Source organism: Paracoccus sp. FO-3, from assembly GCF_006386455.1.
GTDB lineage: Bacteria > Pseudomonadota > Alphaproteobacteria > Rhodobacterales > Rhodobacteraceae > Paracoccus > Paracoccus versutus.
This window is the reverse complement of record NZ_VCBQ01000163.1, coordinates 1-7330: the sequence shown is the minus strand read 5'-3', so window position 1 is coordinate 7330 and position 7330 is coordinate 1. Positions and strand designations below refer to the sequence as shown.

The window sequence follows — 7330 nt, the reverse complement described above, 5'->3', positions numbered from 1 at the left end:
GACGGGCCGAATTACCCGAATATGTGACAAGGGAAACTTGTCGATCGCCAACCCTTCTTGGCGGTCTGATCGCCGAGGATAGGGAATAATCCTGCCAGTTTCTTGAGGCAAATCCTTGCCCGACAGCAGGAGGCAGGCATGCAGGACTGTAAGCGCAACTTGATCGGCGGCGAATGGGTTTTGCCGCAGGGAGGCGCGAGAAATACACGGCGAAATGCATCTGGCTGTCGTCGAACTGGATAAGCTGGCGCTTTTCCCATCGGCCGTTGACCCATCCTGGGAATCGTTCGGATTTTTCCTTTGCTGCAAGGATCTCGGCGGTGTTGTCCTTGTAATAGTCGTCGCGCGTGTCCCAGATCTTGGTGCCTTGATTGGTGATCCGAACGTGGGGATAGTGGTTTATATCGGCGAACTTTTCAGCATCGTTTCCGATGAACGCGGCGAGAAGCTCATCAAGAAATGCACAGCCTTCCTTGAGATGCGGCTCGACCGGATTCGCGCAGTCGTCGCGGATCGGGAACTGTTCCGGTTGCGTTCCGTCCTGGGCGCAGGCGGCGCCGATGCTCAACATCGAAACAAGCGATACCGCAGCGATTAGCTTACCAAGCATGATGGTTTATTCTCCTTGCTATGGGTAATGTTTTTCGAATCGTGCAGGCTATGGCCGCATCGTCGGGTTGTTCAGATTGTTCGTCCCCGGCCGTCGGGTGAATGGCTCGCAAAGCCATCTCGCCCGCACAATCACATTGCTAACGGGTTTCAGTTGATAGGAAAAGATTATTATATCTTGCTATATGATAGGAAAAATTTAGCTTTGATTTCCTGCCGGATCTGGCTGGAAATCAGCGCATCGGCTTCCGGCGGCCCGGAGTCCTCAGCCGATTTTCTGCCGCGCGGAGTTGGACATATGCTCGATGAAGGCTCGGGCGGCGGGGGACATGCGCCTGTTGTCGGGAAACAGGATGCTGATGCGGCCCCAGAGGGAATGCCATTCCGGCAGGATCTGCTTCAAGGTGCCTTGCGCCAGGGCCGTTTCGCAGGTCTGGAGCGACAGCAGGCCGATGCCGCCGCCTTCTATGACCGCGTCCCGGATCATTGCCGAATCATTGCTCACCAGCACCGGCCGGTGCCGCAGCGTGTAGCTTGCCCCCTTGTCGTTGCGCAGCTTCCAGCTGCCCGCCCAGCCGGCCGAAAGATAGTCGCCGCCGACGCTGACGGTCGGCAGCTGCTTTATGCCCTCCAGCGTGATTCCGGGATGGCGGGCAAGGAACGCCGGCGAGGCCACGAGGATGCTGCGCGTCTCGCCCAGCTTGCGCGTCAGAAGCGAGGGATTGCTGCGCTCATTGACCTCGGCCATGATCGCCAGATCGAAACGCTTGTTGATCAGGTCAACCTTTTCCGTCGTCACGTGCAGTTCCAGCCGCACCTCGGGGTAGTCGCGGAGGAAGTCCGTCACGAATTTCGGGCCAAGATAGCGCGCTAGCCCCGGCAGGCAACTGACCCGCAGATCGCCCGACACGCGCGACCTGAACTCGACGGCGATGGCTTCGGCGTCCTCAAGGCTGCTCTCGACGATCTGCCATTGCTCATAGATCGCCCGGCCGGCTTCGGTCAGGCGCAGGCTGCGGGTCGAACGAAAAAGCAGCTGGGTTTCCAGGTCGCTTTCCAGCCGCTGGATATGGCGGCTGAGCTTGGCCTTGCGCTCGCCCGTGGCGCGTTCGGCAGCGGTAAAGCCGCCATGCTGCACGACCATGCCAAAGCTGCGCAGATCCTCGAAATTCATTTCCGCAGCATAAATTGGAACCATTTATGAAACAATATGCATCTTCCGGGTTGCGCGGAGAGGACGAGGGCGCCCCGTCGCTTTGACGGTTTCGATGCCGGTGAGCGACCTGCGGGATCCCGCCATGCAGATCGTCACGCAGGATGTCAGCGCTGAAGGTGCGCGCATCGTTTGCGGGGGGAAGACGGCCATCCGACAGGACCGCGGTCGTTTCGTCGAACGGGCGCCTTTCATCGCTCCAGCCTGCGGGTCGCGCCGCAGGGGGGGCAGCAATCCACATCCGCCGCCCCCTGTCCGGTCTTATCGAGCGGGAACGCCGTTCTACCGGATGTTGCGCTTGAACCCTCCGAGTCCGCTGGCATAACCTGCCCCGGACGCGACGAAGCCGGTCTGTCTGCTGGATGCTGCGGCTGTCGTCGGACCGGGGCCTTGGCCGCTCCGACCGACCGGCGTTCTGCATTTTCACCGCACATTGGGAGATTGCCTTGCTTCGGTTCACCTTGAGACAACTTTCCTATTTCCGCGCGACGGCCGCACTGGGCAGCATTGCCAGCGCGGCAAAGGAACTGGGCGTTTCGACTGCGGCGATCTCTGCCGCGATCGACAATCTCGAAGCGATCGCCGGCACCAGGCTGTTCAACCGATTTCCCGCGCATGGCGTCAAGCTGACCCCTTCCGGCGAAATCCTTGAGCAGATGGCACGCGGCGTATTGGCCGAGGCCGAGAAATGGGCGCAGGGCGCACGCAACTTGCGCACCGATGCCGGCGGCAAGGTCCAGATCGGAACCTATCTCGCGCTCGTCTATGTCTTCGCCATTCCGATCCTGATGCGGAACCGGGAAATCTGGCCCAAGGTCGAACTGGACTTTGTCGAGAGCAGCCACCCCAATCTTTTGGAGCAGCTGAACAAGGGCCATATCGACATCATGATGCTCTACGATCTCTGCTTCGAGCGTGAGGGCTATGACGTGGTCGATCTGGCCAAGGTCGAGGCCAAGGTGGTCTTGCCCGCCTCCAGTCCCTTGGCGGGCAGGAAACGGCTTGCGCTGGGGGATCTGGAGGGGCTGTCCTATGTGCGGCTGGACCGGGAAATTCCCGGACGGACGATGCTGGATCTGCTTTACGCAAGGGGGATCAAGCCGCCAATAGCGTTTTCGTCCTCGTCCTATGAGCTGGTCCGGTCTGCGGTCGGCAAGGGCCTCGGTTTCACCTTCAGCATGTTCCAGCCGCATAATGCGATCACCTATCAGGGGGACAGGCTGGTCTGCATACCGCTGGAAGAGCCCCTGCAGCAGGTCAGGATCATTGCCGCCTGTCGCAAAGGCCGGCTGCAGGAGGACATCATCCGCAACGTGATTTCCAGTTGCCGCCACGTGCTGGAAGCGGCGGATAGCCGCAACTGATGCAATTGCAGGCAATCCGGCCTCGTTGAAGGGCTCTGGATCAGTGCCTTGAATGCGCCCTTTGGGGTGATCATGCAGAGAAATGGACCGGCTTGTCGGGTTTTCGGAAAGACGCCCCATCCTGGGCGCTTTTATCGGCATCTTTGGATTGTCGGGTCCGCCTTGGCCAAGCGCAGGTTGCGGGTCGAATAGGCTAGGCAGTTGGCCTCCAGATTGTAACTGCTGAACTTCCCCCGTGCGCGCGCCCGAATGCCGAGAACCTGCCATGCCGGCCGACAAGATCGAAGCTGCGCAAGGCGTGACGTCCCTGTCCTTGATCGGGCCTGTCCTTGATCGGGATTGGGACGATTTGCGAGACAATCTGTATTTGCATAACCGACTACAGCCAGCGCCTGACCCGGACTAGCCTGATGAGGGGAGCATGAAAAGGGGGGAGGACTGGACATGGACAAAGAGGCCCGCACCTGGCTGATCACCGGGGCCGACAAGGGCCTGGGGGCGGCGGCGGCGCGCGCAGCCCTGGCCCAAGGCGACAATGTCGTGGTGACGGTCCTTGCGAAGGATGGCGATCACGGCCTTGCCGCGGAATTTCCAGACCGGATGCGGTCGCTGCACCTTGATGCGCGCGATATCCACCGCACCGCTGATGTGGTCGCCCGCGCCCTGTCGTTCTTCGATCGCATCGACGTATTGGTGAACAACGCCGGCTATGGCGTGGCTGCGCCGGCCGAGGAAACGCCCGCCGACACCTATCGCGCCTTGTTCGAGGTGGGCTTCTTCTCGCTTGTCGAGATGACGCGCGCGGTGTTGTCGATCATGCGGCGTCAACGCGCAGGCCACATCATCAACCTGTCCTCTATCGCCGGTTTCAGCGCATATCCGGGCTTTGCCTTCTACAGTGCCGTGAAATTCGCGGTCGAGGGCTATTCGGAGGCGCTTTCCAAGGAGGTGGCCCCCTTCGGCGTCAAGGTGACCATCGTCGAGCCGGGCGCCTTCCGCACGGATTTCCGTGGCCCATCCCTGGTCAGCGCGATCAATCCAGCGTCGGACTATGCCGATCTGAACCGTGCCCTGGCCGGCGTGTCGCAGGCAAGCGGGCGGCAACCCAATGATCTGGAAAAATTCGGCGCGGTGTTGTGCAAGATCGTCGCGCAAGAGAAACCGCCATTGCGCCTGCCCTTGGGCGAGGACGCGGTCGAAGCCCGCCGCACCACGCTGGCCGCGGTAGGGGACGAGTTGCAGGCCTGGCTCGACCTGTCGCGTTCAACCACATTCGCCAATTGAGAGCGGCGGCAGGCAAGGCCCGCCGCATCATTTCCCGTCTACCGAAGCATGTGCCCGGATCGCTGCCGATCCGCCGTGCTTCGGCAATCCCAAACAGGAGCAAACGCATGTGGCAAGGTCGATACGATCAGCTTTATATCGGTGGCCAGTGGATCAAGCCCGCATCGGACGGGCGTATCGAAGTGATCTCGCCCTTCACCGAAGATGCCCTTGGTTCGGTGCCCGACGGAACCCGCGAGGATATGGACCGCGCCATCGCCGCGGCCCGCGAGGCTTTCGACCACGGTCCCTGGCCCCGCATGCCGCTGGCCGAGCGCAAGGCCGCCGTCGCCAGGCTGGGGGCGCAGTTCCGGGCCCATGAAGATACGCTGGCCGAGCTTGTCTCCACCGAAATGGGCTGCCCGATCACCATGTCGAAAGGGATGCAGTCCATCGGCGCGCGGCTGTTGATCGACAGCTATCTCGAGATCGTGGACGACTACCCGTTCCGCAGCTTCCGCCGTTCGCGGACCGGCAATGCGCTGGTCACCCGCGAGCCGATCGGCGTGGTGGCGGCGGTCGTGCCCTGGAACGCCCCGCAGCTGGTGACGATGATCAAGATCATCCCGGCGCTGCTTGCGGGCTGCACGGTGGTTCTGAAGCCGGCGCCCGAGACGCCCTTCGATGCCTATCTGCTGGCAGAGATGGCCGCGGCGGCAGGCTTTCCCGCGGGTGTGATCAACATCGTCCCTGCGGGGCGCGAGATCGGCGAATACCTCGTCACCCATCCTTCGGTGGACAAGGTTTCCTTTACCGGCTCGACCGCGGCGGGGCGGCGGATCGCCAGCCTGTGTGGCCAGGATCTGCGCCGGGTTTCGCTGGAACTGGGAGGGAAATCGGCGGCGATCATCCTGGACGATGCCGATTTCGACCAGGCGGTCGAGATGCTGCGCACCGCCTCGCTGCGCAACAACGGGCAGGTGTGCAGCGGCAAGACGCGGATAGTGGTGCCCGAACGGCACGCCTCGGAACTGATCGACCGGATCGTCGCCCTGATGGATTCGATGCCGATCGGCGATCCGCTGGACCCGGCCACGCAGATCGGGCCCTTGGTCAGCAAGCGGCAAAGGGACAGGGTCGCGGACTATCTCGCCATCGGGCAGGCCGAGGGTGCCCGGATCGTTCGCGGCGGCGACCGCCCCCTCGGGCTGGATCGGGGCTGGTTCATCGACCCCACGCTGTTCGTCGATGTCGACCGCAAGATGCGGATCGCGCAGGAGGAGATCTTCGGCCCAGTGCTGACGGTGCTGACCTACAAGGACGACGAGGACGCGATCGCGATCGCCAACGATTCGGCCTATGGGCTGAACGGTGCGGTCTTCAGCGGCGATTTCGACCGGGCGCTTGGTGTCGCCAGCCGCATCCGCAGCGGCGTGGTCGAGCTGAACGGCAATCTGGTTGGTTTCCATGCCCCGATCGGCGGCTGGAAGTGCAGCGGCATCGGCCGCGAGGCCGGGCTCGAGGCTTTCGACGCCTATGTCGAATGCCGCTCCATCGGCATGCCGCGCGAAATGGTGGATGCGCTGGAGAAATAGCGGCGCAATCAAAAAGGAAAGCCCGCCCGGCCATCTTGGCCCAGGGGGACATAATGACCGCACATCAGTCTTCAAAATCGGGAGGAAGGAATGGTCCATGGAATTTGCCGGCTTCTGGCAGCAGGTCTGATGACCTCTGCCCTGGCGGCCACCGCACAGGCGGAAACGCTGAAGTTCGCGCATGTCTTTCCCGCAGATCATTATCTGTGGACGCAGGGCGGCAAGGTTTTCGCGGAAGCGGTCACCAAGGCATCCGAAGGCCGGATCGCCTTCGAAGTCTATCCTGCCGGTCAACTGGGCAAGGATGTCATTGCGGTGCAGCGGTCGGGCCTGGCGGAACTGGCCATGGTGATCCCGGCCTATTCGCCCGACAAGCTGCCGCTTTCCTCGGTGGCCGAACTGCCAGGGATGTATGCCTCCGCCTGCCAGGGAACGCGGATGTTCTGGAATGTGGCCAAGCCGGGCGCGATCCTGGACGAGCTGGAACTGAAGGGGCAGGGAATGCGCGTCCTTTTCGCCTCGACCATTCCGCCGCTCAAGATCGCGACCAAGAACAGGCCGGTGGGGGGGCTCGCGGACCTGAAAGGGTTGAAGCTCCGCGCGGCTGGGTCGGCCATGAACAAGACGGTTCGTGCATTGGGGGCGACGCCGATCCAGCTGACCGCCGGCGAAATGTTCGACAGCCTGTCGCGAGGCACCGTCGATGGCGCCTTGTGGTATTATCATTCGACGCCGACATTCGGGCTCGAGGATGTGCTGAACAACGCGGTCGAAGGGGTCGAACTTGGCGGCGGCACGTTGCTTTACACCATCAGCACGACGGCCTGGGATCGGCTGAGCCCCGAGGACCAGGAAATCTTCGCCACCGCTGCCGCAGATGCTCAGACCGCGCTTTGCGAATGGCTGGACGCCGAGGAAAGCCGGGTGCGCGACGACCTGGCTGCCAACCACGACTGGCAGATTTCCACCCCGCCGGCGGAGGAGATGGAACAATGGCAGGCGCTGATCAACGACGTCACCGTTTCCTGGGCCAAGGAAATCGAGGACAATGGGCAGGCGGGCACGCAGGTGCTGCAAGCCTTCCGGGACAGCGCCGAATAGGCACGACGCATCGGAGCGGCATCTCTCCAGGTGCCGGTTCCTTCGTCGTTCGATGGAAAGCTTCGGCGGACCGACATCCATCCTGAAAAGCCGATAGCCGCGAGCGGCTGGCAGCAAGGTATTGAAAATCCATGGAGAGTTTCGACTACATCGTAATCGGCTCTGGTTCGTCTGGGAGCGTGGTT

General features: G+C 62.2%; 6 protein-coding genes. 4 read left to right on the top strand and 2 right to left on the bottom strand.

Going from position 1 to position 7330, the window contains the following annotated elements:
- Together FE811_RS25070 and FE811_RS25065 are read right to left on the bottom strand one after the other, a co-directional pair.
- The coding region (locus FE811_RS25070) for a hypothetical protein (RefSeq protein WP_219848950.1) at positions 1–610 on the bottom strand (610 nt) is incomplete at its 3' end.
- Positions 611–874: 264 nt separating this feature from the next.
- On the bottom strand, positions 875–1783 hold the full coding sequence (locus tag FE811_RS25065) for a LysR family transcriptional regulator (protein WP_166435590.1): 909 nt from the start codon (positions 1781–1783) through the stop codon (positions 875–877).
- A 500-nt stretch (positions 1784–2283) separates the two neighbouring features.
- Between FE811_RS25065 and FE811_RS25060 the strand changes: the two genes are divergently transcribed.
- The 4 genes from FE811_RS25060 to dctP all read left to right on the top strand — a co-directional run bounded on the left by FE811_RS25060 (position 2284) and on the right by dctP (position 7145).
- Positions 2284–3186 carry a LysR family transcriptional regulator gene (locus FE811_RS25060; RefSeq protein ID WP_166435591.1) on the top strand — a complete coding sequence of 301 codons (903 nt, stop codon included), beginning with the start codon at positions 2284–2286 and terminating at the stop codon, positions 3184–3186.
- Positions 3187–3630: 444 nt separating this feature from the next.
- Positions 3631–4470: an SDR family NAD(P)-dependent oxidoreductase gene (locus FE811_RS25055; protein WP_140849230.1), complete on the top strand. Its 840-nt coding sequence runs from the start codon at positions 3631–3633 to the stop codon at positions 4468–4470.
- Positions 4471–4577: 107 nt separating this feature from the next.
- Entirely contained in the window at positions 4578–6044 is a 1467-nt protein-coding gene (locus tag FE811_RS25050; protein ID WP_116222671.1) for an aldehyde dehydrogenase, read from the top strand.
- A gap of 129 nt (positions 6045–6173) precedes the next feature.
- Positions 6174–7145, top strand: a complete 972-nt coding sequence (gene dctP / locus FE811_RS25045) for a TRAP transporter substrate-binding protein DctP (protein WP_166435592.1) — start codon at positions 6174–6176, stop codon at positions 7143–7145.
- Positions 7146–7330: the final 185 nt, after the last annotated feature.